The following is a 25778-nucleotide window of genomic DNA, read 5'->3' on the forward strand; positions in this document are numbered from 1 at the left end:
GGAAGCGATGTCGCCATAGGGCCGAAGCTATCGATCAGAGACCGAGCAGCGACGCCAGTTGCGGAATGCCCGACACTTCGTTGACGCCGTAGTACGGGTTCAGCGGCTCGTGGCTACGGTTGACGAACGCCTTGTGCTTGATGCCCATGTCGTACGCGGTCATCAGGTCATAGCGGAAGCTCGACGACACGTGCAGCACGTCTTCGGGATTGCAGTCCAGTTGCGAGAACATGTACTCGAAGGCTTTCTGCAGCGGCTTGTACGCCTGCGCCTGCTGCGCGGTGTAGACCTTGTGGAACGGCGCACCGAGCTTGTCGACGTTGCTGTGGATCTGGTCGTTCGACGCGTTCGAAAGGATCACCAGCTTGTACTTCTTGGCCAGTCGCGACAGCCCTTCGGGCACGTCCGCGTGCGGGCCCCAGGTCGGCACGGCTTCGTAGATTTTCTGCGCGGTCGCTTCGTCGAACGGCACGCCGGTGCGTTCGCAGGTGCGGCGCACCGAGTTCACGACCACGTCGCGGTAGGGTTTCCATGCGCCCAATACTTCGTCGAGGCGGTAGCCACGGAAGAATTCGACGAACTCGTCCATCTTCGCCTTGTCCAGCTTGTCGCCGTAAAGCTGCCGCGCGGTCTGGCCCATCTGGAAGTTGGTCAGCGTGCCATAGCAGTCGAAAGTGATGTACTTCGGTTCGAAATCGATCATGGTCAACATCCTGTCGTCGTGGCGAACCTGTTCGCAGGCTCGGGGTTCAGTTTCGGTTGAATCGATGCGGTTGCTGCTTGCGTGAAGCCGGTGTAACGCGATTGTTCACAACGTTTCGAAATCGATCAGCACACTCTTGTGCCGCATGCAGGCCACCATTGCCTCGCGGCCGAGATCCTTGCCGATACCGGATTGGCCGAAGCCGCCCGTCGGAATGATCATGTCGCCGCTGCGGCCGTAGCGGTTGATCCAGATCGTGCCCGCCGCGATGCGGCGCATCGCCCGCAGCGCCTGGCCGATGTCGCTGCTATGGACACCCGCCGCGAGACCGTAGATCGGATGTGCGGCGAGCGCGATGCCCTCTTCCTCGTCTTTGAATGTCTGTACCGTCAACACCGGGCCGAACAGCTCCTCGCGCACGGCGGGTGTCTCCGCAGTCACATTGGCGATCAGTGTGGGGCGGTGGAAATAGCCTTCTGCGGTGCCTTCGTAAAAGCCGCCGCCGAAGATCACTTCAGCGCCGCCCTCGCGGCTCTGCTCGACCAGCGCTTCGATGCGCCGCGCCTGGGGCGCACTGATGATCGGCGAATAAGCAGTGCGGCTGTCCCACAGCGGACCTGGCTTGATCGGCCGCAGTTGCCGTTCAATCGCGGCGATCAGCGGCTCGGCGATGCGCTCGTGCACGATCAGCCGCGTACCGGCCACGCAGGCCTGCCCGCCGTTGGCGGTAAAGCCGCGGGCGACGCAGCGCGCCGTATGTTCGAGGTCCCGCACATGCTCGAACACCAGTTGCGGGCTCTTGCCGCCGAGTTCCAGCGTGACGGGCTTGGTGCCGTGCATCGCGGCGTCGCTCATGATCGCGGCGCCCGTGCGGGTCGAACCCGTGAAGCTCATCTTCGAGATGCCCGGGTGACGCGTCAGCGCCGCGCCCGCCGTCGCGCCACGGCCGTTCACCACGTTGAAGATGCCGGGCGGCACGCCGGCTTCGATCGCGAGTTCCGCAATTCGCAGGGTCGAATAAGGCGTCATTTCCGACGGTTTCATCACGACCGCGTTGCCCGCCGCGAGCGCGGGGCCGCACTTCCATGAACACATCGACAGCGGGAAATTCCATGGCGTGATCGCACCGATCACGCCGTACGGCTCCGATGCGATAAAGCCGAGACTGTCGCGACGCGTGGCCGCGATATCGCCACCGAGCTTGTCGGCCAGCTCCGCGAAAAAGCGGATCGCTTCGGCGGTGAACGGCACGTCGGACGCGTAGCTTTCCGCCACCGGGCGCGTCGAGCTGACCGTCTCGAGTTGGGCGAGGCTCACCGCATCGCGATCGATCAGTTCGGCCCAGCGGCTCAGCGCCTTCGCGCGTTCACGCGGAGAACGCGTGCCCCAGCCGCTCGTCTTCCATGCAGCAAGCGCATTGCTCACTGCGTAATCGACGGTCGCGTCCGACGCATCCGGCACATGGCCGAGCAGAGCGCCATCCGAGGGCCGTTGAACGGCGATCTGCGCCTCGCCCGCCGAATAGTACGCACCGCCAATGAAATGCCCCTGCGGCAACTGAACGGTTGAAGGATCGAAATCGAGTGACGGAATGGACATGCCTGGCCTGATCTGTAGGTTCAAGTTTGTGGGACCGCGTGCGTCAACGCACTGATGATTCCGGCACACCCGGCACTGCTGTTCGCCCTCGCGACCACCGAATGAACGAACATCGGACGAAGTTCATTTTAATGAACATCAAATGAAATACTAGTGGTCAAAAATAAACTTTATGAAAAGTTCGTTGTGCGCTGCGATAGGTTGCCTGCCGCGCAGAAGGCGCTGCGGCACCGGCGCACATAAGCGGCAGGCCCGTGCGAGCGCGGCGAGCGAGCAAGGCCATGCGACACGTCCCGCCGTTCGTGCAACGCAAAACCGAAAAGGGCAACAGGGAATGAAAGGCGTCGAGGTCAGCCGAGGTCCAGCTGAACCGGACGCAACGCATCGGAACGATCGGGGGAAAGAGAGGAAGGACAGAGTCGCGCGCCACACGGCACGCGGCTCGAACTACAGACGGATCAAAGATGAATCACGGGCGGCTGCGTATTCATGATCCATAGCAAACGCGCGGTCTTCTTGCTTTCGTTGTGCACACTGTGCGGCACCGTGCTCTTGAACTGGAAGCTGTCGCCCGCGCGCAGTTCGGAGCGCCGGTCGCCGACGTTCAGCACGACAGTGCCTTCCAGCACCAGCCCCGCCTTCTCGCCGATGCCGACCAGCACTTCCTCCGAACGGGAACCGGCCGGCAGCATGATGATCATCATCTGCAAATCGTGATCGCCGTGCGGCGACAACAATTCTTTCTGCATGCCGTTCGTGCCGACTTCGAACAGCGGCCGCTCGGCCGCCTTGCGCACGAAATCGCCGGTGACCGGGTCCGAGACCGCGTCGTCTTCTTCGAGCAGCGCGGTGAGCGGAACCTCCAACGCCTGGCGCAGGCGTTCGAGAATCCGCACCGACGGATTGGCCTTGTTGCGCTCGACCTGGCTGACCGTGCCTACCGATACGCCCGCGCGCATCGCCAGCTCGTTGATCGACAGCCCCTGCGCGACGCGCAGCGCGCGCAGACGAGTGCCGACGTCGCCGTGACCCGGGTCGGCCGCGCGTTTCCTGCTGATCTGTGTTCGCTGCATGGGTTTCCTGTCGATGACGTTGCGATTGTTGTGCCGGACACGCGCCGTGGCATGCGAAGAAGCTTTGGCTGCTTCACCACACCGAACGGTCGTGCAATTTCCATCATTATATTGAATATAGCACCATCGGAGTGAACGACAAAATACCTGCGCGGTTGCGCTGCGCGTGACTGGCCGACGCGGATCGAGCCCGACCACGCGCGCGCTCGAATAACAAAAAGATCGTCCTATGAAGCGAGCGCTGGGAATGCGAAAGTCTAGGCTGACCACGCCGCCAGCAGGAGTTTGCAGTGTCCAAAATAGTGAAGAAATCACCACACTACCGCCGTTTCACGTCCGATGACATCGCGGCCGCGCATGGCCTCTCCGTTGCGGTGCGTTGGCCGCACCGCGCCGAGGACTGGCGCTTCATGTACGACGCCGGATGCGGCTTCGTCGCCGAAGACAACGGCACCGTGATCGGCACCGCGCTGTGCTGGAAATTCGGCGCCGACCGGGGCACGCTGGGCCTCGTGATCGTGTCGCCGGACGAACAGGGACGCGGCATCGGCCGCAAGCTGATGGAACTGGTGCTCGAAGAACTCGGCAACCGTGTGACCTTCCTGCATGCAACGCTCGCCGGCAAGCCGCTTTACGAAAAGCTGGGCTTCGTCGCCTGCGGCGGACTCACCCAGTATCAGGGAACGCCTGGCAGCGTGGCCGCCGTCGCGCCGCCGCCCGGCGAGCATCTGCGCGCGGCGACGCCTGCGGACACGCCCCGCCTGATCGAAATCGCGTCGCGGGCGAGCGGCCTCGAGCGCAGCGCGACGATTCCGTCGCTGCTCGAATTCTCGCAAGCCGTGGTGCTCGAACGCGACGGCGAAGTACTCGGCTTCTCGCTGTTCCGCCCGTTCGGACGCGGCTACTCGATCGGGCCGGTCGTCGCGCAACGCTCCGCCGACGATCAGCGCGCCCACGCGCTGATCTCGTACTGGCTCGCGCAGCATGCCGGCGATTTCGTGCGGATCGACGTGCCGGGTGACGCCGGCATCAACGACTGGCTGACGAGCCTCGGCCTGACGCGCGTCGATTCGGTCGAAAAGATGGTGCGCAACGCTTCTGCCGACGCGCGCGAGGCGGCCCCCGACGCGACCTGGCGCGCGTACGGCATCATCAATCAGGCGATGGCATAAACGGCGATGACCGTCCTCTACAAAGCCGATCCGGTGCGTGGCGCGCTATGGGCCGAGCGCTTCGCGCAGCTCGCGCCCGAGATCCGCTTCCGCGTCTGGCCCGATCTCGGCGATCGCACGGCCGTGCGCTATCTGGTCGCGTGGCAGCCGGGCGACCTCGCGCTCACGCTGCCGAATCTCGAAGTCGTGTTCTCGGTCGGCGCGGGCGTCGACCAGCTGGATCTCTCGCAGATTCCAGCCCATCTGCCGGTGGTGCGCATGCTCGAACCGGGCATCGCCGAAGGCATGGTCGAGTATGTGACCGAGGCGGTGCTGGCGATTCACCGCGATCTGTTCGACTACGCGTCGCAACAGCAGGCGCGCGCCTGGCAGCCGTTGCCGCTGCGCGCCGCCGCGTCGCGCCGCATCGGTGTGCTCGGTCTGGGCATGCTCGGCACCGCGGTACTGCATCCTTTGCGGCTGTTCGGCTTTGCATGCGCGGGCTGGAGCCGCTCGCAGCACGACCTCGAAGGTGTCGCCTGCTACGCGGGCGAGGCGGGGCTCGATGCGATGCTGGCCCGCACCGACGTGCTGATCTGCCTGCTGCCGCTGACCGACGCGACGCGCGGGCTGCTGTGCCGCCGGGTATTCGACAGGCTGCCACGAGGCGCGTCGCTGGTGCACGTCGGGCGCGGAGCCCAACTCGTCAGCGGCGATCTGCTCGGCGCGCTGCAAAGCGGGCAGATTCATAGCGCGGTGCTCGACGTCACCGACCCCGAGCCGCTCCCCGCGGACCATCCGCTGTGGGCGCAAGCGCGCGTGCGCATCACGCCGCATATCGCGAGCGCGACGCGGCCCGAATCGGCTGTCGATGCGGTGCTGGAAAACCTGCGTCTGCATCGCGCCGGCGAGCGCATGAACGGCCTGATCGACCGGACCCGCGGCTACTGATACCGATGCACGGCCCGACACCAGAACGCCCCCCAATTGGCGATCCGCGCGGTGTCGGCAGACAGCGCGCGATCAACGCAAGGAGAGACACGTATGACCCGCAAATACCGCATTGCCGTCATTCCCGGCGACGGCATCGGCACCGAAGTGATGCCCGAAGGCCTGCGCGTGCTGGACGCCGCCTGCCAGCGCTTCGACATCGGCATCGACTACCGCCATATCGAATGGGCGTCGTGCGAGTACTACGCGCAACACGGCCAGATGATGCCCGACGACTGGAAGCAGCAGTTGCAGGACTGCGATGCGATTCTGTTCGGCGCGGTCGGCTGGCCCCACAAGGTGCCCGACCATATTTCGCTGTGGGGATCGCTGCTGAAGTTCCGCCGCGAATTCGACCAGTACGTGAACCTGCGCCCGGCGCGTCTGTTCGACGGCGTGCCGAGCCCGCTCGCCAACCGCAAGCCCGGCGACATCGACTTCATGATCGTGCGCGAGAACACCGAAGGCGAGTATTCGTCGGTGGGCGGCACGATGTTCGAGGGCACCGAGCGCGAAGTCGTGATGCAGCAGTCGATCTTCACGCGCCACGGCACCGAGCGCGTGATGAAGTTCGCGTTCGAGCTGGCGCAGCGCCGCGCGAAGAAGATCACGGTTGCGACGAAGAGCAACGGTATCGCGATCAGCATGCCGTGGTGGGATGCGCGCGCCGATGAAATGGCCGCGCGCTACCCCGACGTCAAAATGGACCGTCAGCACATCGACATTCTGTGCGCGCGTTTCGTGCTGAACCCCGACCGTTTCGACGTGGTGGTTGCGTCGAATTTGTTCGGCGACATCCTCTCCGACCTCGGTCCGGCGTGCACCGGAACGATCGGCATTGCGCCATCAGGCAACCTGAATCCTGACCGGCGCTTTCCGTCGCTGTTCGAGCCGGTCCACGGCTCGGCGCCCGACATCGCCGGCAAGGGCATTGCCAATCCGGTCGCGATGATCTGGTCGGCCGCGATGATGCTCGACTTTCTCGGCGACGGCGCGGGCGTCGAGCGCGATGCGCACGATTCGATCGTCGCCGCGATCACGCAGGTGCTGAAGGATGGCCCGCGCACGGGCGACCTGGGCGGCAGCGCATCGACCACGGAAGTCGGCGTGGCGATCGCGGCGCACGTCGCCAGCGCGAGCCGTCGATAGGCACCGATCACTGACAGCGCAGACCGCATGACTGCCCGGCGCGTGTCGGGCGCTCTGCCGTCGCACGCCAACCGCACTGGAGACCTCATATGAGCACGAATCTCGAACAACAGGCCCGCGCGCTGATCCGCACGGACAACTTCATCAACGGCGAGTGGGTCGCGGCCGCGAGCGGCCGCCGCTTCGCGGTCACCGATCCGGCAACCGGCAAGCTGATCGCCGAGGTGGCCGACAGCGGTCCCAGCGACGCGCGCGCCGCCACCGACGCCGCCGCCAAAGCGCTGCCCGCATGGCGTGCAAGGCTCGCGAGCGAACGCGCGGCCGTGCTGCACCGTTGGCACGCGCTGATCGTCGCGAATCGCGACGCGCTCGGCGCGCTGATTTCGCTCGAACAGGGCAAGCCGCTCGTCGAAGGGCGCGGCGAGGTCAGCTATGGCGCGTCGTACGTCGCGTGGTTCGCCGACGAAGCCACCCGCATCTACGGCGATCTGATTCCACAGCAGCAGCGTGGCAAACGCATGAGTGCGATCAAGGAACCGATCGGCATCGTCGCCGCGATCACGCCGTGGAATTTTCCGCTCGCGATGATCGCCCGCAAGATCGCGCCGGCGCTCGCGGCAGGCTGCACGGTCGTCGCGAAACCTGCTGAGGATACGCCGCTCACCGCCATCGCGCTGGTGATGCTGGCGCACGAGGCGGGCGTGCCAGCCGGCGTGCTCAACCTGATCTCGGCCTCGCGCGCCGGCGCGGCGGAGACGGTCGGCGAATGGCTCGCCGACAGCCGCGTGCGCAAGATCACGTTCACCGGATCGACGCCCGTCGGCAAGCACCTCGCGCGTGAATCGGCTGGCACGCTGAAGAAGCTTTCTCTGGAACTCGGCGGCAATGCGCCCTTCATCGTATTCGACGACGCCGACCTCGATGCCGCGGCCAATGGCCTGCTCGCCGCGAAGTTTCGCAATGGCGGGCAGACCTGCGTGTGCCCGAACCGCGTGTACGTGCAGCGCGGTGTCTACGAGCACTTCTCCGCGCTGCTGTGCGCGAAGGTGGCCGAGCTGCGGGTCGGCCCCGCGAGCGATCCCGCTTCGCAGATCGGGCCGATGATCAACGAACGGGCGGTGGACAAGATCGCGCGTCATGTCGACGACGCGCTCGCGAATGGTGCGCTCGTGCTGACTGGCGGACGGCGGCTCACCGAGTTGGGACCGCACTACTACGCGCCCACGGTGCTGGGCAACGCCACGGCGTCGATGGCGTTGTGCGGCGAGGAAACCTTCGGCCCGGTCGTGCCGCTGTTCCCGTTCGACAGCGAGCAGGAGGCGGTGCAGGCCGCGAACGACACGCCGTTCGGGCTCGCGTCGTATTTCTATAGCGAGAACATGCGCCGGATCGAGCGCGTATCGCGCGCGCTCGAAGCGGGCCTCGTCGGGATCAACGAAGGCACGCTCGCTTCTGAGGCGGCGCCGTTCGGCGGCGTGAAGGAATCCGGCTATGGTCGCGAAGGATCGAAGTACGGACTGGATGACTATCTGTCGATCAAGTATCTGTGTCAGGGAGGACTGGAGTAAATATGCAAGCCTATCCGATCGAAGTCGAATTCCCGGACATCTCGGCGCACGCCGACGGCAACACCGGCATTGCATACGTGCACACGTTCGACTCCGGCCAACCCGGACCGCATGTGATGATCAACGCGCTCACGCACGGCAACGAAGTGTGCGGCGCGATCACCGTCGACGCGTTGTTGCGCGGCGGGCTGCGGCCGCGCCGCGGCAAGCTCACGCTGTCGTTCGCGAACGTCGCCGCCTACGCGCGCTTCGATCCGGCAACGCCCGACAAGGCGCGCTTCATCGATCAGGACTTCAACCGCGTATGGACCGCCGCGAAACTCGACGACGTGGCAACGCGCTCGTCCGAACTCGATCGTGCGCGCGCGATGCGGCCGGTGATCGACACGGTCGATCTGCTGCTCGATCTGCATTCGATGCATGAAAAAAGCGCGCCGCTGATCGTCGCGGGCCCGCTGCGCAAAGGTGCGGAACTGGCCGAGCGGCTCGGCGCGCCCGCCACCGTGATCCAGGACGAAGGCCATCCCGAAGGCCGCCGGATGCGCGACTACGAAGGCTTCGGTGACGACGCGAGCGCGCAGAACGCGCTGCTGATCGAATGCGGCCAGCATTGGGAAGCCAGCGCGGTGACGGTCGCGCGCGACTGCACCGCGCGTTTTCTGCTGCTGTCGGGCATCGTCGACGCGGCGGATCTGCCGTCCGGCTGGATTAGGCCGCTGCCCGACGAAATGCGCATCGTCCGCGTGACCGAACCGGTCGTTGCAAAGAGCATGGACTTCCGCTTCGCGGGGCCCTACACCGGGCTCGAAACCTTCGAGCACGCCGGCACCGTGATCGCCTGGTCCGATGGCCAGCCGGTCGCGACGCCGTACGACGACTGCATGCTCGTGATGCCGTCGCTGCGCCAGTTGCGCGCCGGCGTCACCGTGGTCCGGCTAGGCCGGATCGAACGCCGTATCGACCTGCGCTCACGCCAACAGGAACAAACCACATGAAAGTTCAGCAAATCAGGCAAGCGGCGGAAGTCACCGCCCTCGAGGATTGGGGAACCGCCGGCCTGCCCGGCACCGAGCCGTCACGCGTAGCGGGACGCCAGTACGTGATTCCGGGTCATGACGCGGTCGACACCGGGCTGTTCGAGTGCTCGCCCGGCACCTACAGGCGTTCCGTCAAGCAGGCGGAGGTCATGCATTTCATCAAGGGCAGCGGCACCTTCACACCCGACGGAGAAGACACGATCCGCTTCGCCGCCGGCGACACGCTGTTTTTCGAAGCCAACACCGAAGGGCTTTGGAACATCGACGAAACGCTGCGCAAGATCTACGTGATCTTTTGACTGCAACGACACGCACCCGGTATTCGCCGCTCTCATCCATCATGGTGGCTCGAACATGCTAAGAATCGACGAAGTTTCGAATAGCGACGGATTCCCCGCTCGCTGTGACGTCGCAGTGATCGGCGGCGGCATTATCGGCGTCAGCACCGCTTACGAGCTTGCGCGGCGCGGCGTATCGGTGGTGCTGCTCGAGAAAGGCATCATTGGCGCCGAACAATCGGGACGCAACTGGGGCTGGGTGCGTCAGCAGAACCGCGATCTGCACGAGTTGCCGCTCGCGATGCAAAGCCTCGCGCGCTGGAGCGAGTTGAGCGACGAACTCGGCGAAGACATCGGCTTCAGGCGAGCCGGCATCCTGTACGGAAGCGAGCAGTCCGCGGACGTCGCGCAATGGGAAACATGGCTCGGCCGGGCCCGTGCGCTCGGCTTCGACAGTCAGCTGCTGTCGGCTCGCGAACTGGCGGCGCGCGTTCCCAATGGTCAGGCAAAGTGGGCAGGTGGCGTGTGGTCGCATTCCGATGGACGCGCGGAGCCGTCGAAAGCGGCGCCCGCCATTGCAAGAGGCGCGCAACGACTCGGCGCGCGCGTGCATCAGACCTGCGCGGTTCGCGGACTCGATATCAGCGCGGGCCGTGTCTCCGGTGTATGGACCGAGCGCGGCCTGATCGGCGCGAGCAGCGTCGTGCTGGCCGGCGGCGCGTGGAGTGCCCTCTTCTGCCGGCGTCATGGCATCGATCTGCCGGCGGTCAATGTGATCGGCACCGCGCTGCGCACGGCCGAAGCGCCGGCCGTGATAGACGGTTGCTTCTCCGGCCCGAACTTTGCGATGAGGCGGCGGCTCGACGGCGGCTATACGATCGCGGTCCCCGGCTACGGACGCATGGAAATCGCGCCGCAGAACCTGCGGCACGCGGTCAAGTTTCGCAAGATGTTCCGCAGCAAACTCAACAAGAAGCTCAAGTTCCGGATCGCGCAACCGTTCTTCGGCGGCCCCGAAGGGAGTGCCGACTGGCGTAACGACGACATCTCGCCGTTCGAGCTAACGCGGGTTCTGAATCCTGTGCCCGATGCCGAGTGGCCGACCCGTGCGCTGGCAAACGTCGCGACGGTGTTTCCCGAGCTGTCGGGACTGCGTGTCGCGCATGCTTGGGCCGGCGCGATCGACACGACGCCCGATCTGGTGCCGGTGATGTCGCGTGTGGACAGCACGCCCGGCCTCGTGATCGCGTCCGGGTTCAGCGGTCATGGCTTCGGACTGGGACCGGGCGCCGGCATGCTGGTTAGCCGCATCGTGACCAACGACGCGACCGGGATCGATATTCAGCCCTACCGGTTGACGCGCTTTAGCGATGGAACCCGGCTGGCGAGTCCCGAGATGATGTGACGACCCCGCGTGCGCTGCAAAGGCTGCTTTTTCATTCACCAAATCGCTGTGGGAATCAGAGTCGCTGACGCGACGCAGACCCGAATGGTCTGCGAGGCATACCTAAAGGGACGGCAATGGGCTTGAGAATTGGAGTGGATATCGGCGGATCGTTTACGGACTTCGCCGTGCTGGACGACGAGACGCGCACCACGCGCACGCTGAAGGTGTTCTCGCGGCCGGATTCACCGGGCAGCGAAGTGATCGACGGCATGCAAGGCCTGAAAACACGCTTCGGAATCGATCCGCACGAAGTCGTGTACTTCACGCACGGCACAACGGTCGGCGTGAACTCGGTCGTGCAACGCAAGGGCTTGCGCCTCGCGCTGATCACGACGCGCCATTTCGAGGACGTGCTGGACATCGCGCGCCTGAAGATCCCCGACATGTACAACCTGATGTCGCGGCGCCCCGAACCGCTTGTCACGCGCGATCGCGTGTTTGGCGTCGATGGCCGCATGCGCGCCGACGGCACCGAAGAAGCGCCGATCGACGAAGCGAGCGTGCTCGCCGCGCTCGAAGCGCTGCAGGCGGCGCAATGCGAAGGCGTCGTGATTTCGCTGCTGCATTCTTATCGCAATCCCGCGCACGAGCAGCAGGTCAAGGCGATCATCGAGAAAGCCGCGCCCGGGTTTTTCGTATCGTGTTCGCACGAAGTGTGGCCAATCATCCGCGAATACGAGCGCACGGTCACCGCGACGATCGGCGGCTACGTGCAGCCGCGCGTGTCGCAATACCTGACGCGCTTGCAGGCCGCACTGGCCGAAAGCGGCGTCGGCGCGGACCTGAAAGTGACGAAGTCGAATGGCGGCGTGATGAGCGCCGAGAACGGCAAGAGCAATTGCGTGCAGATGATCCTGTCGGGCACCGCCGCGGGCGTGATCGGCGCGTCGTATCTGGCCGGCATGTGCAGGATCAAGGACTGCATGAGCCTCGACATCGGCGGCACGACGGCGGACGTCGCACTGATCGTCGATGGCAAACCGCAGTACGCGACCGGCGAGTACATCGGCGACTTCCAGATTCATATCCCGTCGGTGTCGGTTTCGTCGATCGGCGATGGCGGCGGCTCGATCGCATGGGTCGACGATTTCGGCGTATTGAAGGTCGGTCCGGAAAGCGCCGGCTCGAACCCCGGTCCGGTCTGCTATGGCCGCGGCGGCACGCGCCCGACCATTACCGACGCGTTCGCGGTGATCGGCGTGCTGGGCCGTGCGTCGCTCGGCTATAACGCGGTGCAGGTCGACGTCAAAGCGAGCCGCCGCGCGATCGAACCGCTCGCGCAGCGGCTCGGCATCGACGTGCATCAAACGGCGGCCGCGATCATCGACGTCGCGGTGTCCGGCATGTACGGCGGCGTGAGCCGTATCGTGTCGCGCTTCGGCATCGATCCGCGCGCGTTCTCGCTGATGCCGTTCGGCGGCGCGGGCCCGATGCTCGGCGGTTTCCTTGCGCGCGCGCTGAACATGCGCCATCTGATCGTGCCGACCACGCCGGGCGTGCTGAGCGCGCTGGGCGGCCTGATCGCCGACACGAAGAACGACTTCGTGCGCACCACCTACTATCCGCTCGACGCCGCTTCGCTCGACAAACTCGCCGGCGACCTCGCGACGCTCGAAGCGCGGGCGCGCGAGTGGATCATCAACGAAACCGGCTCCGACGCAGGCGCGGAAATGCTCGTCTCGGCCGACATGCGCTACCGCGGCCAGTCGTTCGAAGTCGACACCCCGCTGGATCCGCAAGCCATTCGCAACGGCGACATGGCGACGATCGGCGCAGCGTTCCACCGCGAGCATCATCGGCTGTATGGCCACAGCGAGGCGAGTTCGCCCGTACAGGTCGTGGCGCTGCGCCTCGTGATCAGCCTGCCGACACCGAAGCCCGAGATGCCGAAGATCGCGCTCGGCGAAGGCGCACCGCGCGTCGAGGCGCTGATCGACGTGTATCTGGACGGGGCCTGGCGCAAGGTGCCGCTGTACCACCGCTCGATGCTGCTCGCCGCACATCGCTTTCACGGCCCCGCGATCATTGCGCAGGACGACACGACGACCTGCGTGCTGCCGGGCTTCGAAGCCGTCGTCGACGAATACGGCAACCTGCTGCTGTCGGCCCAGTGAAGCGCGAGTGAAATCCGAAGGACTCAGACCATGACATTCAATCGATCCGTTCTACAGATCTTCGCCAATTACTGCGTCGCGGCTGCGGAAAGCATGGCCCACACGCTGATGCGCACCGCGCACTCGGCCTTCGTCAAGGAAACCGAAGATTTCTCCTGCACGATCATGACGCCCGCAGGGCTCACGTTCGCGTCGCCGAAAACGCTCGGCGCGACCTGGTACCCGGGCCTCGACTTTGGCTCGGTGATCGAGGCGATCGATCACTACGAGCCGGGCGACATCGGCATGACCAACGACGCGTACAGCGGTTACGTCGCCACGCACACCCCCGACGTGATGATGTGGAAGCCGGTGTTCTACAACGGCGAGATCGTCTGCTACGTCGGCGGGCACATCCACAACACCGACATGGGTGGCGCGGTGCCCGCGTCGCTGTCGCGCACGCTGACCGAGATCTATCAGGAGGGCATTCGCTGGGCGCCGACCAAGATCGTGCGCGCCGGCGTGCTCGACGAGACGCTGCTCGAGCACATGGCGATCAACGTACGCGCGGCCGAGCAGAATCGCGGCGACCTGAAGGCGCAAATCGCGATGCTGATGACCGGTGAGCGGCGTGTGCTGGAAATCATCGAGCGCTTCGGGATCGACGATTTCAAGGCCGGCATGCACGCGATGATCGACTACTCGGAAGAGCAGGCGCGGGCGATCGTCGCCAGCATGCCGGATGGCGAATACTTCTTCGCCGAGTACGCCGACGAGGATTCGGTCAACGGCAAGCCGCTGCGTGTCGCGCTGAATCTGAAAGTGCAAGGCGAATCGCTGGTGCTCGATTTCACCGGCAGCGACCCGCAGCTCAATTCGTCGCTGAACATGCCGACCGGTGGCAAGGAGCGGCACGTGCTCGCGCTCGTCGGGCTCAATTACGTGCTGTATTCGCTGCACCCGGATCTGCTGCTCAACGCGGGCATGCTGAAGGTCGCCCGCTGTGTGCTGCCGGAAGGCACGATCATGAACTGCCAGCCGCCCGCCGCGGTCGGCATGCGCAGTCTGACCTGCAAGGTCGCGCAGAACGTCACGTTCGGCGCGTTCTCGATGGTCTGTCCGGACCGGCTGCCCGCGTGCCCGGCCGGCGGCATGTCGATTCTGAACGTGCGCACCGTCGATAGCGACGGACGCACCGTGATCGCGGCAATCGGTCCGGTCGGCGGCGGCGCGGGCGGGATGATCAACGGCGATGGCTCGGATGCGTCAGGCGCCAACGTCGCTTTCCTGCGCAACACGCCGGTCGAGATCAACGAAGCCGAGGTGCCGATCCGCATTCTGAAGTACGGCATGGTGCCGGGCAGCGCGGGCGCGGGACGCTATCGCGGCGGACTCGGCACCGTGATGGAGTTCCGCGTATTCTCGCCGGGCACGCTGGTGACGGCGCGCAATCGCGACCGCTCACGCTTCGCGTCGTGGGGCGTGCTCGGCGGCAAGGCGGGATCGACGTCGCGCTTCACGCGCAATCCGGGCACCGGGCACGAAGAGAATCTTGGCGTGACCGATCTGGTCGTGTGCGGCCCCGGCGACGTGATCCGCCTCGAAGGCTGCGGCGGCGGCGGTTATGGCAACCCGTACGAGCGCGATCCGCGGATGGTCGCGACCGACGTGACGCGCGGCTATCTGAGCGAAGCGGATGCGCTGGCGCTGTACGGCGTCGTACTGCGCGCGGGCGAAGTGGATACGCAAGCGACCGCCGCGCGGCGCACCGAACTCGAAGCTAACGCACCGCGCACGCCGGCCGCGCACTTCGATTACGGCGCGGCGCGCACCGCCTATGAAGCGCGCTGGACGCGCGAGCGCTACGCGGTGTTGACGGAAATTCTGGCCGGCGTGCCGGTCGTGTGGCGGCACTTCCTGAAGCACAAGATCTTCGACGCGTTCGATGCATGGGAAGCCGACGGCCGTCTCGAACCGGGCGGGCAGACGATCAGCGACATCTTCCGCGAGGTCGCGGCCAAATATCCGCAATTGCTCGAAGCGCAGCGAGCCGCATAGCGGCAAGCGCCGCGCCTCGCTGGCGGCGCCGCGTGCGGGGGATCAACACAAGCAGGCTGCCGTCTGCCGTGACCACGTCAATCAAGGTGATTCGATGCTGCAATCCGCCAATCCGTTCTTCGGCGCCGCGGCGAGCGCCGAAGCACCCGCCGTGCCGCTGCGTTCGCAGCCGCTGTCGCTCGATGGGCTCAGCAAGCGCTTCGGCGCACTCACGGCGCTGGAACAGCTGTCGCTCGACGTGCGCGCAGGCGAGCTCATCGCGCAAAACGGGTAAGGGTGCGCGGTCGATCGCAGTCGAAAAAGCAAAGCAGAATTTGTTGGTTGGACTGCGAACAGGCACTCACTAGACTGCGACTCATCTTGTCATAACAAGCTGAGTCATGTCGAAAGCCGCAGGTAATCTAGTCCCCGTCACATCGGTGCCGCTCTACGCGCAGATCAAGGAAACCCTGCGCGCACGCATCCTCGATGGCACCTATGCGCCTCACAGCCAGATGCCCTCCGAGCACGAACTCTGCGCGATGTTCGGCGTGAGCCGAATAACCGTGCGCCAGGCGTTGGGCGACCTGCAGAAAGAGGGCCTGCTCTTCAGGTTGCATGGCAAAGGCACGTTCGTATCGAAGCCGAAAGCCTTTCAGAACATCAGCTCGTTGCAGGGTTTCGCCGAAGCCATGTCTTCGATGGGCTACGAAATCGTCAACCAGTTGCGCAGTTTCCGCACCGTCAGCGCGAATCGGCAAGTGGCCGACCGGCTTCGCATCGAAGAAGGCGCGCCGGTCATCGAAATTCATCGCGTGCGTCTGCTCAATCGCGAGCCGATCTCGCTCGAGCTGACCTGGCTTCCCGAAGCGCTCGGCCAACGGCTCGCCAATGCCGACCTCGTCACGCGCGACATCTTCCTGATTCTGGAAAACGACTGCGGCGTGCCGCTCGGCCACGCCGACATCGCGATCGACGCAATTCTCGCCGACGATGAGATGGTCGACGCGCTGCGGGTGGAAGAAGGCAGTCCGGCGTTACGCATCGACCGCCTGACGCACGACGCGAACGGTACGCCTATCGATTATGAACATCTGTACTTCCGCGGTGATGCGTTCCAGTACCGCTTCCGGATCGACCGTGAAAAGCAGGGCAATGGCGCAACAAGCCAGGCCACAAGGAAAGCATGATGAATACACACGTACTCGAATACGACATCGTCGTGGTTGGCGGCGGAACAGCGGGTCCGATGGCCGCCGTCAAGGCTAAGGAAAGCGACCCGCACCTCAAGGTGCTGCTGCTCGAAAAGGCCAACGTCAAACGCAGCGGCGCGATTTCCATGGGCATGGATGGACTGAACAACGCCGTCATCCCGGGCCACGCGACACCCGAGCAATACACGCGCGAAATCACGATCGCCAACGACGGCATCGTCGATCAGTCCGCCGTCTATGCGTATGCGAAGCACAGCTTCAAGACCATCGAAGAACTCGACCGCTGGGGCGTCAAGTTCGAAAAGGACGGCACGGGCGACTATGCCGTGAAGAAAGTGCATCACATGGGTTCATATGTATTGCCGATGCCCGAGGGCCACGACATCAAGAAAGTGCTGTACCGGCAGTTGAAACGTGCACGGATCGCGATCACCAATCGCATCGTTGCGACGCGTCTTCTCACCGACGCACAGGGCAACGTAAACGGCGTACTGGGCTTCGATTGCCGCACAGCCGACTTCTACGTGGTACGAGCCAAGGCCGTGATCCTGTCGTGTGGCGCAGCCGGAAGGCTCGGCTTGCCCGCATCCGGCTATCTGATGGGCACGTACGAGAATCCGACCAACGCGGGCGATGGCTACGCGATGGCCTATCACGCCGGGGCCGCGCTCGCGAACCTCGAATGCTTCCAGATCAATCCGCTGATCAAGGACTACAACGGCCCCGCATGCGCGTACGTGACCGGACCGCTCGGCGGCTTCACGGCGAACGGCAAGGGCGAACGCTTCATCGAATGCGATTACTGGAGCGGGCAGATGATGTGGGAGTTCTATCAGGAACTCCAGAGCGGTAATGGCCCGGTGTTTCTCAAGCTCGATCATCTCGCCGAGGAAACGATCCAGACCATCGAGCAGATCCTGCATACGAACGAGCGACCGAGCCGTGGGCGCTTTCATGCGGGACGCGGTACCGACTACCGGCAACAGATGATCGAGATGCATATCTCCGAGATCGGCTTTTGCAGCGGACACAGCGCTTCGGGCGTGTTCGTGAACGAGCGGGCAGAGACCACCGTGCGCGGGCTCTATGCCGCTGGCGATATGGCCGCCGTGCCCCATAACTACATGCTGGGCGCCTTCACGTACGGCTGGTTCGCCGGACAGAATGCGGCCGCGTATGTCGCGGGACGCGAGCATGCGCCGCTCGATCAGGCGCAGATCGACGCAGAGCGCGCGCGCGTCTACGCACCTCTTGATCGCGAACATGGCCTTGCGCCCGGACAGGTCGAATACAAGCTGCGCCGCATGGTCAACGATTATCTGCAGCCGCCCAAGGTGACACGCAAGATGGAAATCGGCCTGCAACGCTTCGACGAGATCGCCGAAGACATCGCAGCGATCAAGGCGTCGCATCCTCACGAACTGATGCGCGCCGCCGAAGTACGCGCGATCCGCGATTGCGCCGAGATGGCTGCACGTGCATCGCTGTTCCGTACGGAAAGCCGCTGGGGTCTGTATCACCATCGGGTCGACTATCCGCAGCGCAACGACACCGATTGGTTCTGCCATACCCATCTGCGCAAGGACGCAACGGGCCGCATGGTCAGCGAAAAGCGCGCCGTGGAGCCGTACATCGTGCCGCTCGACGACGAGCAACGCGGTTCCTACAGCAAGCTGCGCATTCACGACGCCAACGACATCACGCACGCGGCACCCCGGCCGCTCGCCGATGTCACCGCCTGACAGGAGCACCCGCGATGTCTTATACCCCGCACGACATTCTTCATCGAAGCTCGGCCCCCGTCACGATCGACGAAAGCAGATGCATTGCCGACAAGGGCTGCACTGTCTGCGTCGACGTGTGCCCGCTCGATCTGCTCGCGATCGACATCAGTAAAGGCAAGGCCTACATGCAGTTCGACGAATGCTGGTACTGCATGCCGTGTGAGCAGGACTGCCCCACCGGCGCTGTAAAAGTCGATATTCCGTATCTGCTGCGCTAGCGCGCCGCCGCGAGCATCCAGCCTGTTCCTTCCGAGACCAACGAAGAGCCGCCTCATGACCATCCGCCATGCCCTGCCCCGCTTCCTTGCCGCTGCCATGCTCGCCCTTGCCGCGGGCACCGTCGAGGCCGAAACGATCCGCGTCGCCATCGGCACGCAGGACACGACCATCAACTGCGCGACTGGCGGCCTATTGATTCGCGAACTCCATCTGCTCGACAGGTATCTTCCGCACACGGGCAAGTACAAGGACGCGACATACGACGTGCAATGGAAAGACTTCACATCCGGCGCGCCCATGACGAACGAGATGGTCGCCGGCAAGCTGGATTTCGGCGCGATGGCCGACTTCCCCGGCGCGCTCAATGGCGCGGCGTTCCAGAAGGCTGGCCGCAAGAGCATCTTCATCGCCGTGCTGTCGGGCAGCGTCGACGGAAGTGGCAACGGCATCGTCGTGCCCGAAGGCTCGCCGTTGCATTCCATCGCCGACCTGAAGGGCAAAACGATTTCCGTGCCGTTCGCCTCGACATCGCATGGCATGCTATTGCGCGCGATCAAGGCGCAAGGCTGGAACCCGGACACGGACGTGAACATCATCACGCAGGCGCCCGAGGTTGCGGGCAGCGCGCTGAAGGCGAAAAAGATCGACGCGCACGCCGACTTCGTGCCGTTCGCGGATCTTTTCCCCTATCGCGGCTTTGCGCGCAAGATCTACGACGGCGCGCAAAGCCACGCACCGACCTATCACGGCGCACTGGTCGATGCGGCCTATGCGCAGAAGTATCCCGAAGTGGTCGTCGCGTATCTGCGCGCCGCCATCGATGCCAACCGGCTCATCGCGCAGGACCCGGAAAAGTACAGCCTGCTGATCCAGAAGACGACGGGTATCGAAGCGCCCGTCGACTATCTCTATCATGGTCCGCTCGGTATCCAGACACGCGACCTCACATGGAAGCCCGAATATCGCCAGGCGACGGCAACCGCAATAGAAACGCTCAAGCTTTTGAAGAAAACGGATGTCGATCTGAACGCGAACACGTTCATCGATGACCGCTACATTCGCGAAGCGTTCAAGGAATCCGGCCTCGACTACGACGCTGCGCTGAAGAACTATGCGAGGCAGCCGCTCATCGCCAACGACGCCGTCACAGGAAAACCGATCCGCGATTTCAACGACGTGGCCCAGGTGTGGCTGGACAACGAAGAGAAGGTCCGCAATTACGCGTCGCCGGAAGAAGCATTCGCGGCGCTCGGCAAGATCGCACAGTCGGGCGCAAAGCCACGCGCCGTGTTCGTTCATGACCACGCAAGCGGCCTGAAGCTGTTTGCAAACCAGGCGTGGTACGTGATGGATTCGCACGGCGCGATCACCGCATTCCTGCTAAGAGCGGGCGCCGACCGTTACGCGCAACAGGTGTCAGGATCGGTGGTCGATTACGCCGCGGCGCAATCGGGCGCTGCACAAGCCCTCGCGTCGCGCTAGGCGCATTCCATCGTCGCGCAACATCGGGACAAACTATGGCCGCCACCTTCGAACTTCAGGGCAACCGCACATCGACGCGCCGGCGCCCTCCTTTCCTCGCGCTTACGACCCTGCGCCGCACGCGGCGCGTGACATCGCTGGCGGTATGCGTCGCGCTCTGGCAGCTTGCCGTGCACTTCCGGCTATCGACGGGCTTCATCACGTTTGCCAACGTGCCCGCGCCGACCGATGCGCTGCCCGCGCTGTGGTCGCTGCTGCATTCGCCGAAGCTGCCGATGCATCTGGCCGCGAGCATCTGGCGCGTGCTCGCGGGTTTTTGCGCGGCGGCGGTCGTGGGTGTCGGTTTGGGCCTCGCGATTGGCCGTTATCGCGCGGTCGAAGATACGGCGCTGCCTGCGCTCGAAATGCTGCGCCCGATCCCAGCCGTCGCGTGGATACCGCTTGCGATCCTGATGTTTCCGTCGTCGGAACTCAGCATGATGTTCATCACGTTCATCGGTGCGTTGTTTCCGATTCTGCTCAACACGGTGCATGGCGTGGAAGCCGTCGATCCGAGGCTCGTTGCGACTGCCCGCAGTCTCGGCACAAAATCGCTCGCGCTTTATAAGGAAGTGGTGCTGCCAGGCGCTGCGCCGGCTATATTCACGGGCTTTGCGATCGGCATGGGCACCGCGTGGTTCTGTCTGGTGACGGCGGAGATGATCGCGGGCCAGTATGGCATCGGATATTTCACGTGGGAGTCGTACACGTTGCAGAACTACCCCGACATCGTCGTCGGCATGGCGTTGATCGGAGCGCTCGGCATGGGCAGTAGCGCGCTCGTCAAGCGTCTGGGCTTTGCGCTCACCCCGTGGTACCGATTGCAGGAGAAGCAACGATGAGCAGCGTTGCTATCGAAATCGCGAACGCGCCCGCCCGCGTCAACGTGCGCGCGCTTTCTGTCGAAGTAGGACCGCCGCAAGCGCGCATCGCGACACTCGACGGACTCGACGTCGACATCGCGCCCGGCCAGTTCGTCTGCGTGCTCGGTCCTTCCGGTTGCGGCAAGTCGACCTTGCTCGCCGCGATCGCGGGGCATATCGCAGCGACACAAGGCACGATCGCCGTCGATGACGAAACGGTCGAACGCCCGCATCCCGAGCGCGGTCTCGTCTTTCAGCAACACACGCTGTTTCCATGGAAGCGCGTGATCGACAACGTCGCGTTCGGCCTCAAGATGAAGGGCGTCGGCGCGAACGAGCGGCGCAGGCAAGCCGCAGAACTGCTCGAACTCGTTGGACTTGGCGGGTTCGACTCGCACTACCCCGCGCAACTGTCCGGCGGCATGCAGCAGCGCGTCGAAATCGCGCGCGTGCTGATCAACCGGCCACGCGTGCTGCTGATGGACGAGCCGTTCGGCGCGCTCGACGCGCAAACGCGCCGCATGATGCAGACGCTGCTGCTCGATATCTGGACAAAGGTACGCACGACGGTTGTCTTCGTCACGCACGATATCGAAGAAGCGCTGTTTCTCGCGGATCGCATCCTGATGCTATCGAAGCGGCCCGCCCGCGTGGTCGCGGATATTCCGGTGCCGCTTGCTCGACCCCGGTCGGACGATACGACATTCGATCCAGTGTTCGTCGACATCAAGCGCCAATGCCTTTCACTGTTGCGCGACGCCAAGTGACGCCGCGCGATTCCATTATTCGACCGTTCATGTCCGCCCCGAACTTGTTGACCTACGATCCCGAAACGCTTGCACCGGAAGCCGTTGCATTCTTGCCGCGCCTGTCGGATGCCGATGCGGCGGTCCGGCGCATTGCACTGATCGAACTTGCCGACCTGGAAGACCCCGACGCGCTGCAGCCCATTGTCGCGGCGCTGAAACACGACGATTCTGCCACGGTGCGCAGTGAAGCCGCACGCGTGCTCGGCGCGTGGGAAGACCCGCAAATCGTGGAAGCGCTTTGTCATGCGCTGACCGACGTCGATGGGGAGGTGCGCCAGGCCGCAGCATTAAGTCTGTCGGAGCTAAAGGATGCGTCATCGGGCGCGGTGCTCTGCGGATGGCTCGATCGACCCGAACCGTTCGTGAAGGCCGCGGTACTGCGCGCGTTGCGCGAGCTCCGTGTCGCCAATGCGTTCGCACCTGCGTTGCAAGCCCTTGCTGACGACGATCCCAGTGTGCGCATCGAAGCCGTCGGCGTGCTCGGATGGCTGAAGGATGCGCGCGCGCTCGCGCCGCTTGGCCGTATTGCCGCATCCGACAGCAGCGCCGACATTCGCCGCGCGGCGATCGGTGCGCTGGGTTTTGACCAGGGAGACGATTGCGCCACCCCGCTTGCGTTGCTGCAAGCGCTGCGTGATCCCGTGTGGCAAGTCCGTGAGGAGGCTGCGACAACACTCGGCAAGCTGCGCGTCGCATCGGCGCGCGACGCGTTGATCGTCGCGCTCGACGACGACTACTGGCAGGTGCGCCTGCGTGCCGCGCGCGCGTTGGGACAGTTGGGCGACCGTGCCGCGGCACCGCCGCTCGTAGCACTGCTGGCGCACGCGATCAGCAATCTGCGCAAGGAAGCGGCGCTCGCGCTCGGGGAACTGCGCGACCCATCGACAGCGGCGGCACTGCGCGAAGCGTCGGGCGACAGCGATCCCGAAGTGCGCAAGGCGGCCAGAATTGCGCTGCAACAGCTCGAGCCAGTGACACCATGAAGAGTCCGCGGCAGATCGAATTCGACGCTGAGACGCTAACCCTGCATTGGGATGAGGGACCGGCACAACGGCTTACGTCCCGCGCGCTGCGCATGGGGTGCCCTTGCGCCGAATGTCGGCGGCGACGGCTCGATGGAACGGCGCTCGACGTGTCGCCCGATATCGTCATTCTGGAGATTCGCCCGGCCGCTTACGGCATGCAACTGGTGTTCAGCGACAAACATGAGCGTGGCATCTTTCCGTGGGTTTATGTGGCCGGGCTGCCCGAACCGGCAGCGCAATTGCAAGCAGCCTTCCCCATATCCTCGTAACGCTCACGGCGAGCTTAACCTTGCAGTGATGTCCGGTCCGGGCGGACGACAGCTTTGTGGGTCGTCGAACGGCAGCGCACGGCCAGAAAGGTGCCGCTCCTGATCTGCTGTTGAATCTGCTCAGACAGATTGCACTTAGCCCGGATGCCGTGGCTCATTGAAAAGGAATTTGTGTCCGTTCGGACATTCGCTGCCCAGCAATTAGGTGTGCGGAGGTGGGCGCCGGGCGAACGGCGAACGCATCACATCGGGCCGAGAGCAGCCCGACGCGTCAGAATATAGCAACGCCGCGAGCCTGACGGCGAATTTCTCCGACATGCTGGCAAGCGTCGGATAGTCCGACTCGCTGAACAGCCCGGTGATCAAGCATTTCGATGTCACTCGGCGCATACCGCGTATCTTATGTCGCATACCGTGGAATTGAAAGCGGAGCGCGGGAGGTATCATTTTGCCAATTCCGAACAGACCCAAAGGGCGCCCAAAGCATTCACGTCGCAGTGAGTAACTCCGCGTCAAATTGCCCCGGTGCGGGACATGGTTGCCACTATGACCCCCCATCTCGTCCACGTGCAGCTTCGTCAAGGATCGGAGAAAGTGATCGATGAGGTTATATCCGCTCGCGCCCGCCTACGATGCCGGCGGCATTTTCGAACTCGCCGTCGAGCCAGGGCGCCGCTTTTCTGTTGCAATCTACCGGCAAGGTATCGGAGAAGCGCTCGAGTTCCACTGCGGCATCCTTGTAGAGGACCGCGGCGCGATGGATTGCGACAGCGTGAGTGGCCAATGGGTGCTGACTTCGCCGCGCGGACGAACCGCAACGCGTTGCGACGCTGCGTGGCGGTGGCCGAGCTTCCGGTTTCGCTTCGATCGAGCCGATGCGACGTCGGGGGTGTATGTCGCGGTGGCTTACGAGGTGCGCGCCAACGGCGAGCCCGTGCGCCCGCTGGGGCGCAACTGCGCCGCGCATGAGCCTCTATACGGGCTGCCGCCGGACAGCAGAAGTATGGCAATGTTGGTCGCGCGCCCTCCGCGACCATCGGCGTCGGTCGCTTACATCATGCCTGTCGCGACGTATCAGGCGTACAACTCGATCGGCGGCGGCGGTTTTTATCATGATCCCGTTCGACGTAAGAAACCTGTCACGACCGTGACCCTGCTAAGACCAGGTGGCGGCTTCGGGGCGCAGTTCGGCGAGCCTGCCGACCCCTATGAACCTCGGTCCCCGCGCCAACAGTTCCCACACTGGGACGCGAAGTTCGTGCGCTGGCTGCAGGCGAAGAACATTGCTTGCGACTTCTACTCCGACCTGGACCTCGATGATGGTGACCGGCTTGATCTAACCCAGTATCGCTGCGTGCTTAGCGTGGGTCATCATGAATACTGGAGCAGGCGCATGCGTGACAGGATGGCCAGCTTCATTGCAAACGGCGGACACTACGCGATCTTTAGTGGAAACACCTGCTATCGGCCAATCGAATTTTCGCGCGGCAGCCCTGATGCTCCCGATCTGCGCGTGACTCGCCTCGCGGAAAATTGGCCCGGTCACGACGAAAGCGACCTGATCGGGCTCAGTTATGGTTATGGCGGCGGCTGGTGGGGAGAATGGCGTCTACTGCGTGGTGGCTGGATCCGGCGCGAGCGCTCAGCAACCGGATTCCGGGTCGAGGACGCGAGCCACTGGGCGCTCGCCGGTACGGAGTTGAACAACGGAGACATTTTTGGTGCCGAAGATCGTCTGGTGGGCTACGAAGTAGACGGCTTGCCGCCGGACCCCAATGGTTTCCACGTGCTTGGCATGACAAGCGCGCTGAATGGATGGGACGTCGGCGGACGCGGCGTATTTGGCGTACTGCAGCGGGCGGCTGGAAGAGGAGTTCAGCCGGGCATCGTCTTCAACGCAGGCACGACAGATTGGGCTCGCGTCCTCATGGATCCGCAGGCCGAAAGTCATGCTGTCGTCGACCGTATCACCAGCAACGTATTCGAACGCTTGCTGGCCAATCCGAGTAATCGCGACAGACAGTCCGTTACAGCAGGCTTAATGACGATTCTGCCGCGCACCTAAAGTCGCGCGGGGATATCGGGTGCTGGCCTGAAGAAGCCACGTAGCGTCAGTTGGTTTGACATGAGAGCCGACCATGCTTAATCCGACAGATAGAAGAGGAGTGTACGGATTCCTGGGTAAAGCCATAAAGTGGCCTGTTAAAAGGTTTGTCCCCCCAGCGATCAGGGCCAGGATACTGCCGGCTCACAGCGTCTCAATCTCGGATGCGACGTGGAATCAGGCGTACGGCTCGGGCACCTGGGATTATCTGGGGACGACGCCGGAGATTGCCCGCTATAGCGTGATCGCCGGGTATTGCAAGCACCTGAAACCCGCCGCGCGAGTGCTCGACGTTGGATGCGGCGCTGGCGTTCTTGCAAGTTGGCTTTCGGGCGCCTCGATTTCTAGCTATTTCGGCATCGATCTTTCCGAAGTCGCCATTGAGCAGGCCCGCCAGGCGAATATCGATGGAGCGGAATTCGCCGTCGCCGATGCCGCTACCTTTGAGCCTTCGCAGATATTCGACGTTATCGTCTTCAACGAGATGCTTTATTACCTGGAAGAACCGGAGGAACAGATTCGTCGACTCGCGCGCTGTCTCGCGCCCGGTGGGCTATTGATCGTCAGTATCTGGTATCACGACGACGGAATACGGACGTGGAACAGGTTGAAGGCGGCCTTCGACGAACTCGATCGTGTCCGTATCACACACGCGTCGACGCGATTCAAATGGGACGTGGCCGTGCTGAAGTTGCGGTAAATTTTGCACGCGTGCATCTGATCAAATGCCGCCCCTGAGCGGCCGCCTCGAGCCACGCTGTTCTGGAAAATCGCAGGCATCGCCCGCGCCCCAAAGGGCGCCCGCACCATCCGTTGCGGACGTGCCGGCATCCGTCGCGTCT

23 protein-coding genes are annotated in these 25778 nt (G+C 64.0%); 20 read left to right on the top strand and 3 right to left on the bottom strand.

Annotated elements, in window-relative coordinates; translation table 11 throughout:
* Nucleotides 1–34: 34 nt before the first annotated feature.
* The 3 genes from QFZ94_RS06035 to QFZ94_RS06045 form a co-directional block, all read right to left on the bottom strand.
* Nucleotides 35–703 (bottom strand): haloacid dehalogenase type II, encoded by a 669-nt coding sequence (locus QFZ94_RS06035; RefSeq protein WP_368585183.1) that lies wholly within the window; start codon nt 701–703, stop codon nt 35–37.
* 105 nt (nt 704–808) lie between these two features.
* Complete coding sequence (locus tag QFZ94_RS06040; protein ID WP_429455894.1) at nt 809–2302, bottom strand: aldehyde dehydrogenase family protein; 1494 nt, start codon at nt 2300–2302, stop codon at nt 809–811.
* Nucleotides 2303–2760: 458 nt separating this feature from the next.
* Nucleotides 2761–3375: a cupin domain-containing protein gene (locus QFZ94_RS06045; protein ID WP_368585181.1), complete on the bottom strand. Its 615-nt coding sequence runs from the start codon at nt 3373–3375 to the stop codon at nt 2761–2763.
* A 290-nt stretch (nt 3376–3665) separates the two neighbouring features.
* Between QFZ94_RS06045 and QFZ94_RS06050 the strand changes: the two genes are divergently transcribed.
* The 20 genes from QFZ94_RS06050 (at nt 3666) to QFZ94_RS06145 (ending at nt 25636) form a co-directional block, all read left to right on the top strand.
* On the top strand, nt 3666–4547 hold the full coding sequence (locus tag QFZ94_RS06050; protein ID WP_429455895.1) for a GNAT family N-acetyltransferase: 882 nt from the start codon (nt 3666–3668) through the stop codon (nt 4545–4547).
* 6 nt (nt 4548–4553) lie between these two features.
* Complete coding sequence (locus QFZ94_RS06055) at nt 4554–5477, top strand: 2-hydroxyacid dehydrogenase (RefSeq protein WP_368585179.1); 924 nt, start codon at nt 4554–4556, stop codon at nt 5475–5477.
* A gap of 93 nt (nt 5478–5570) precedes the next feature.
* Nucleotides 5571–6665 (top strand): tartrate dehydrogenase, encoded by a 1095-nt coding sequence (locus QFZ94_RS06060; protein WP_429455896.1) that lies wholly within the window; start codon nt 5571–5573, stop codon nt 6663–6665.
* Between the two features lie 89 nt (nt 6666–6754).
* A complete protein-coding gene (locus QFZ94_RS06065) occupies nt 6755–8233 on the top strand; it encodes an NAD-dependent succinate-semialdehyde dehydrogenase (RefSeq protein WP_429455897.1) in 1479 nt (492 codons plus the stop codon).
* Nucleotides 8234–8235: 2 nt separating this feature from the next.
* A complete protein-coding gene (locus QFZ94_RS06070; protein WP_429455898.1) occupies nt 8236–9228 on the top strand; it encodes a M14 family metallopeptidase in 993 nt (330 codons plus the stop codon).
* Nucleotides 9225–9569, top strand: coding sequence for a cupin domain-containing protein (locus tag QFZ94_RS06075; RefSeq protein ID WP_018435672.1), 345 nt, complete (start codon nt 9225–9227; stop codon nt 9567–9569). Before QFZ94_RS06070 ends, QFZ94_RS06075 begins: the two co-directional genes overlap by 4 nt.
* Nucleotides 9570–9624: 55 nt before the next feature.
* Complete coding sequence (locus tag QFZ94_RS06080; RefSeq protein ID WP_429455899.1) at nt 9625–10953, top strand: NAD(P)/FAD-dependent oxidoreductase; 1329 nt, start codon at nt 9625–9627, stop codon at nt 10951–10953.
* Nucleotides 10954–11069: 116 nt separating this feature from the next.
* Nucleotides 11070–13109, top strand: a complete 2040-nt coding sequence (locus tag QFZ94_RS06085; RefSeq protein ID WP_429455900.1) for a hydantoinase/oxoprolinase family protein — start codon at nt 11070–11072, stop codon at nt 13107–13109.
* A 30-nt stretch (nt 13110–13139) separates the two neighbouring features.
* Nucleotides 13140–15149, top strand: coding sequence for a hydantoinase B/oxoprolinase family protein (locus QFZ94_RS06090; protein ID WP_429455901.1), 2010 nt, complete (start codon nt 13140–13142; stop codon nt 15147–15149).
* A gap of 94 nt (nt 15150–15243) precedes the next feature.
* Nucleotides 15244–15423, top strand: coding sequence for a hypothetical protein (locus QFZ94_RS06095; RefSeq protein WP_429455902.1), 180 nt, complete (start codon nt 15244–15246; stop codon nt 15421–15423).
* A gap of 106 nt (nt 15424–15529) precedes the next feature.
* Entirely contained in the window at nt 15530–16318 is a 789-nt protein-coding gene (locus QFZ94_RS06100) for a GntR family transcriptional regulator (RefSeq protein WP_368585171.1), read from the top strand.
* A complete protein-coding gene (locus QFZ94_RS06105) occupies nt 16318–18084 on the top strand; it encodes a fumarate reductase/succinate dehydrogenase flavoprotein subunit (protein WP_429455903.1) in 1767 nt (588 codons plus the stop codon). The genes QFZ94_RS06100 and QFZ94_RS06105 overlap by 1 nt, the downstream gene beginning before the upstream one ends.
* 14 nt (nt 18085–18098) lie before the next feature.
* Nucleotides 18099–18344 (top strand): 4Fe-4S dicluster domain-containing protein, encoded by a 246-nt coding sequence (locus tag QFZ94_RS06110; protein WP_018433236.1) that lies wholly within the window; start codon nt 18099–18101, stop codon nt 18342–18344.
* A gap of 55 nt (nt 18345–18399) precedes the next feature.
* Nucleotides 18400–19827 carry an ABC transporter substrate-binding protein gene (locus QFZ94_RS06115; RefSeq protein ID WP_429455904.1) on the top strand — a complete coding sequence of 476 codons (1428 nt, stop codon included), beginning with the start codon at nt 18400–18402 and terminating at the stop codon, nt 19825–19827.
* A gap of 35 nt (nt 19828–19862) precedes the next feature.
* Entirely contained in the window at nt 19863–20708 is an 846-nt protein-coding gene (locus QFZ94_RS06120) for an ABC transporter permease (RefSeq protein ID WP_429455905.1), read from the top strand.
* Nucleotides 20705–21496: an ABC transporter ATP-binding protein gene (locus QFZ94_RS06125; RefSeq protein WP_429455906.1), complete on the top strand. Its 792-nt coding sequence runs from the start codon at nt 20705–20707 to the stop codon at nt 21494–21496. The genes QFZ94_RS06120 and QFZ94_RS06125 overlap by 4 nt, the downstream gene beginning before the upstream one ends.
* 29 nt (nt 21497–21525) lie before the next feature.
* A complete protein-coding gene (locus QFZ94_RS06130; protein WP_429455907.1) occupies nt 21526–22521 on the top strand; it encodes a HEAT repeat domain-containing protein in 996 nt (331 codons plus the stop codon).
* On the top strand, nt 22518–22832 hold the full coding sequence (locus QFZ94_RS06135; RefSeq protein WP_368585165.1) for a DUF971 domain-containing protein: 315 nt from the start codon (nt 22518–22520) through the stop codon (nt 22830–22832). Before QFZ94_RS06130 ends, QFZ94_RS06135 begins: the two co-directional genes overlap by 4 nt.
* 757 nt (nt 22833–23589) lie before the next feature.
* Entirely contained in the window at nt 23590–24897 is a 1308-nt protein-coding gene (locus QFZ94_RS06140) for a N,N-dimethylformamidase beta subunit family domain-containing protein (protein WP_429455908.1), read from the top strand.
* Between the two features lie 73 nt (nt 24898–24970).
* Nucleotides 24971–25636, top strand: a complete 666-nt coding sequence (locus tag QFZ94_RS06145; protein ID WP_410851791.1) for a class I SAM-dependent methyltransferase — start codon at nt 24971–24973, stop codon at nt 25634–25636.
* Nucleotides 25637–25778: the final 142 nt, after the last annotated feature.

Source organism: Paraburkholderia sp. JPY465 (assembly GCF_050436725.1).
GTDB lineage: Bacteria > Pseudomonadota > Gammaproteobacteria > Burkholderiales > Burkholderiaceae > Paraburkholderia > Paraburkholderia youngii.

Bases quoted from the DNA above. Each gene is read 5' to 3' on its own strand.
- QFZ94_RS06035 (WP_368585183.1), bottom strand. From the start codon at position 703: ATGATCGATTTCGAACCGAAGTACATCACTTTCGACTGCTATGGCACG.
- QFZ94_RS06040 (WP_429455894.1), bottom strand. From the start codon at position 2,302: ATGTCCATTCCGTCACTCGATTTCGATCCTTCAACCGTTCAGTTGCCG.
- QFZ94_RS06045 (WP_368585181.1), bottom strand. From the start codon at position 3,375: ATGCAGCGAACACAGATCAGCAGGAAACGCGCGGCCGACCCGGGTCAC.
- QFZ94_RS06055 (WP_368585179.1), top strand. From the start codon at position 4,554: ATGACCGTCCTCTACAAAGCCGATCCGGTGCGTGGCGCGCTATGGGCC.
- QFZ94_RS06060 (WP_429455896.1), top strand. From the start codon at position 5,571: ATGACCCGCAAATACCGCATTGCCGTCATTCCCGGCGACGGCATCGGC.
- QFZ94_RS06065 (WP_429455897.1), top strand. From the start codon at position 6,755: ATGAGCACGAATCTCGAACAACAGGCCCGCGCGCTGATCCGCACGGAC.
- QFZ94_RS06070 (WP_429455898.1), top strand. From the start codon at position 8,236: ATGCAAGCCTATCCGATCGAAGTCGAATTCCCGGACATCTCGGCGCAC.
- QFZ94_RS06075 (WP_018435672.1), top strand. From the start codon at position 9,225: ATGAAAGTTCAGCAAATCAGGCAAGCGGCGGAAGTCACCGCCCTCGAG.
- QFZ94_RS06080 (WP_429455899.1), top strand. From the start codon at position 9,625: ATGCTAAGAATCGACGAAGTTTCGAATAGCGACGGATTCCCCGCTCGC.
- QFZ94_RS06085 (WP_429455900.1), top strand. From the start codon at position 11,070: ATGGGCTTGAGAATTGGAGTGGATATCGGCGGATCGTTTACGGACTTC.
- QFZ94_RS06090 (WP_429455901.1), top strand. From the start codon at position 13,140: ATGACATTCAATCGATCCGTTCTACAGATCTTCGCCAATTACTGCGTC.
- QFZ94_RS06095 (WP_429455902.1), top strand. From the start codon at position 15,244: ATGCTGCAATCCGCCAATCCGTTCTTCGGCGCCGCGGCGAGCGCCGAA.
- QFZ94_RS06100 (WP_368585171.1), top strand. From the start codon at position 15,530: ATGTCGAAAGCCGCAGGTAATCTAGTCCCCGTCACATCGGTGCCGCTC.
- QFZ94_RS06105 (WP_429455903.1), top strand. From the start codon at position 16,318: ATGAATACACACGTACTCGAATACGACATCGTCGTGGTTGGCGGCGGA.
- QFZ94_RS06110 (WP_018433236.1), top strand. From the start codon at position 18,099: ATGTCTTATACCCCGCACGACATTCTTCATCGAAGCTCGGCCCCCGTC.
- QFZ94_RS06115 (WP_429455904.1), top strand. From the start codon at position 18,400: ATGACCATCCGCCATGCCCTGCCCCGCTTCCTTGCCGCTGCCATGCTC.
- QFZ94_RS06120 (WP_429455905.1), top strand. From the start codon at position 19,863: ATGGCCGCCACCTTCGAACTTCAGGGCAACCGCACATCGACGCGCCGG.
- QFZ94_RS06125 (WP_429455906.1), top strand. From the start codon at position 20,705: ATGAGCAGCGTTGCTATCGAAATCGCGAACGCGCCCGCCCGCGTCAAC.
- QFZ94_RS06130 (WP_429455907.1), top strand. From the start codon at position 21,526: ATGTCCGCCCCGAACTTGTTGACCTACGATCCCGAAACGCTTGCACCG.
- QFZ94_RS06135 (WP_368585165.1), top strand. From the start codon at position 22,518: ATGAAGAGTCCGCGGCAGATCGAATTCGACGCTGAGACGCTAACCCTG.
- QFZ94_RS06140 (WP_429455908.1), top strand. From the start codon at position 23,590: ATGGATTGCGACAGCGTGAGTGGCCAATGGGTGCTGACTTCGCCGCGC.
- QFZ94_RS06145 (WP_410851791.1), top strand. From the start codon at position 24,971: ATGCTTAATCCGACAGATAGAAGAGGAGTGTACGGATTCCTGGGTAAA.